The organism is Mesorhizobium sp. M5C.F.Ca.IN.020.32.2.1, from assembly GCF_004023105.1.
In the GTDB taxonomy this organism is placed as follows: Bacteria; Pseudomonadota; Alphaproteobacteria; order Rhizobiales; family Rhizobiaceae; genus Mesorhizobium; species Mesorhizobium wenxiniae.
This window is the reverse complement of record NZ_RZSX01000776.1, coordinates 1-3,009: the sequence shown is the minus strand read 5'-3', so window position 1 is coordinate 3,009 and position 3,009 is coordinate 1. Positions and strand designations below refer to the sequence as shown.

General features: G+C 62.6%; 4 protein-coding genes. 2 read left to right on the top strand and 2 right to left on the bottom strand.

Going from position 1 to position 3,009, the window contains the following annotated elements; genetic code table 11:
- A partial coding sequence (locus EOA86_RS41575) for an FAD-dependent oxidoreductase (protein ID WP_164892064.1) occupies window positions 1-147 on the bottom strand: 147 nt, incomplete at its 3' end.
- 136 nt (window positions 148-283) lie between these two features.
- Here EOA86_RS41575 and EOA86_RS28640 point away from each other — a divergent pair.
- Entirely contained in the window at window positions 284-1,876 is a 1,593-nt protein-coding gene (locus EOA86_RS28640) for a peptide chain release factor 3 (RefSeq protein WP_065005997.1), read from the top strand.
- Between the two features lie 43 nt (window positions 1,877-1,919).
- Here the strand turns inward: EOA86_RS28640 and EOA86_RS28635 are convergent, their stop codons facing one another.
- Window positions 1,920-2,393 (bottom strand): VOC family protein, encoded by a 474-nt coding sequence (locus tag EOA86_RS28635; RefSeq protein WP_095521056.1) that lies wholly within the window; start codon window positions 2,391-2,393, stop codon window positions 1,920-1,922.
- 273 nt (window positions 2,394-2,666) lie between these two features.
- On the opposite strand from EOA86_RS28635, the gene EOA86_RS28630 reads away from it, so the two are divergent.
- Window positions 2,667-3,009: dihydroxy-acid dehydratase (locus EOA86_RS28630; RefSeq protein WP_206630160.1), on the top strand; the 343-nt coding region annotated here is incomplete at its 3' end.

The following is a 3,009-nucleotide window of genomic DNA, read 5'->3' as shown; positions in this document are numbered from 1 at the left end:
CATCAGAAGACCCGATTCGACAAAGGACCATCCATGAGCGCAGCCAAGCAAGTCATCGTCGTCGGCGCCGGCCTTCGCCAGATGCCAGGCGACAGACGCGCCGATGATGCCGGCGCCGACGACGATGACTTGCTTGGCTGCGCTCATGGATGGTCCTTTGTCGAATCGGGTCTTCTGATGTCGTTGCGGCGACCCTATCTCAAGACCGGCCATCCGCCCAAAATTGTTCGACAGGCTGCAAAAGCGCTGCTAGAAGCCCGCGCACCACATGGGATTCCATAAATTGGCTGAAGACATCACGAACGCGGTGGAGCGCCGCCGCACTTTCGCGATCATCGCGCATCCGGACGCCGGCAAGACGACGCTGACCGAAAAGCTGCTTTTGTTCGGCGGCGCCATCCAGCTTGCCGGCGAGGTCAAGGCCAAGAAGGATCGCATCCAGACCCGGTCGGACTGGATGAAGATCGAGCGCGAGCGCGGCATTTCGGTCGTCACCTCGGTGATGACCTTCGAGTATGAGGACAACGTCTTCAACCTGCTCGACACGCCCGGCCACGAGGATTTCGCCGACGATACCTATCGCACGCTGTCGGCAGTCGATGCGGCGGTCATGGTCATCGACGCCGCCAAGGGTATCGAGCCGCGCACGCTGAAACTGTTCGAGGTCTGCCGGCTGCGCGACATCCCGATCATCACCTTCGTCAACAAGATGGACCGCGAAAGCCGCGACCCGTTCGAAATCCTCGACGAGATCGAGCAGAAGCTGGCGCTGGACACCGCGCCGATCACCTGGCCGATCGGCCGCGGCAAAACCTTTTCCGGTACCTATCATCTGGCGCTGAACGCGGTACGCAAGGGCGACGCCGAGAAGGACCGCACGCCGGTCAACGGTCCCGATTCCAACCGCGTCGCCGGCCTGTTGCCGGAAAACGAGCGCGAAGGCTTTATCGAGGAGCTGGAGCTGGCGCGCGAAGCCTGCCGTCCGCTCGACATCGATTCCTTCCGCGAGGGTCATTTGACACCGGTCTATTTCGGTTCGGCGCTGCGCAATTACGGTGTGCGCGACCTGATCGAGGCGCTTGGCGCCTACGGGCCCCCGCCGCGCGCGCAGGAGGCAGATACCCGCAAGGTCGAGGCGACCGAGGACAAGATGACGTCGTTCGTCTTCAAGATTCAGGCCAACATGGATCCCAACCACCGCGACCGCATCGCCTTCGTCCGCGTCTGCTCGGGCAAGCTCGAGCGCGGCATGAAGGCCAAGCTGGTGCGCACGGGAAAACCGATGAGCCTGTCGGCGCCGCAATTCTTCTTCGCTCGCACCCGCGTCACCGCCGACGAGGCTTTCGCCGGCGACGTCGTCGGCATCCCCAATCACGGCACGCTGCGCATCGGCGACACGCTGACCGAGGGCGAGGAGATCCTGTTTCGCGGCGTGCCGAACTTCGCGCCGGAAATCCTGCGCCGCGTTCGCCTCGGCGACGCGATGAAGGCCAAGAAGCTGAAGGAAGCGCTGCACCAGATGGCCGAGGAAGGCGTCGTGCAACTGTTCTCGCCGGAGGATGGTTCACCGGCCATCGTTGGCGTTGTCGGTGCACTGCAGCTCGACGTGCTGAAGGAGCGGCTGAACTTCGAATACACGCTGCCCGTGGATTTCGAGATGTCGCGCTTTTCCGTCTGCCGCTGGATATCGGCTGACGACAAGGCCGAGGTGCATCGCTTCATCGAGGCGCATCGCGGCGACATTGCCCGCGATCTCGACAACGACCCGGTGTTCCTGGCCCAGCACGCCTTTTCGCTCAACTACGAGGCCGAGCGCTGGAAGGCGATCCGCTTCGCCGCGGTCAAGGATTACCAGGTCCGCGACAAGGCGGCTTGAGCTGCGTCCCTTCCCCACTGGAGAAGGGAACGAGCGCGTTCGATCACCCCCTGGCCGCCTCTTCGATCTTGGCGATGTCGATTTTGGTCATCTGCATCATCGCCTGCATGACACGGCCGGCCTTTTCCGTGTCGGGGTCCTGCAGCAGCCTCGGCAACTGCTCGGGAACCACCTGCCAGGAGACGCCGAATTTGTCCTTCAGCCAGCTGCACTGGCTGGGCTCGCCACCGCCCTCGATGAGCCTGTCCCAGAAATAGTCGACCTCCTCCTGCGTCTTGCAGTCGATGGACAGCGAGACTGCCTCGGTGAACTTGAATTGCGGCCCGCCGTTGAGCGCCTGGAACTGAACGCCGTCGAGCTCGAAATAGGTTACCAGCACTTTGCCCTCACGATCGCCGCTGCCCTTGGGCCAGCGCATCACGCTCAGCACCTTCGAGTTCTTGAAGATGGAGATGTAATGGTTCATGGCCTCCTCGGCCTGGTCGTCGAACCACAGGCAGGGGGTGATCTTTTGCATTTGCTTGCTCCTCGGGCTGGTTTTTGTTGTCACTCGTAAAACGGCCGGCTGGCGATTGATGCCCGTCCGCGCCGTCTGCCCAAGGACGCTCGGGCAAAACATGATCCGACAGCACCTCTGACTTTTTTTACTGCCTCGGCCGGCTTACCGTCTTGGCTCAAGATCCCGGCGCATCGCAAAACCGTGGCCAGACCAGACCGCGGCGTATATAACGCCGCTCAATTCCGGTTTTCCGCGCCTGTCCGGGCGCGGCGCAGACAGCAAGGACAGTCTATGCCCGCCTATCGCTCCCGCACCACCACCCACGGCCGCAACATGGCCGGCGCCCGCGGCCTGTGGCGCGCCACCGGTATGAAGGATTCCGATTTCGGCAAGCCGATCATCGCGGTGGTCAATTCCTTCACCCAGTTCGTGCCGGGTCACGTCCATCTCAAGGATCTCGGCCAGCTGGTCGCCCGCGAGATCGAAAAGGCCGGCGGCGTCGCCAAGGAGTTCAACACCATCGCTGTCGACGACGGCATCGCCATGGGTCATGACGGCATGCTCTATTCGCTGCCGTCGCGCGAGCTCATCGCCGACTCGGTCGAGTACATGGTCAATGCCCACTGTGCCGACG

Coding starts and splice junctions, on each gene's coding strand:
- EOA86_RS28635 (WP_095521056.1), bottom strand. CDS start 2,393: ATGCAAAAGATCACCCCCTGCCTGTGGTTCGACGACCAGGCCGAGGAG.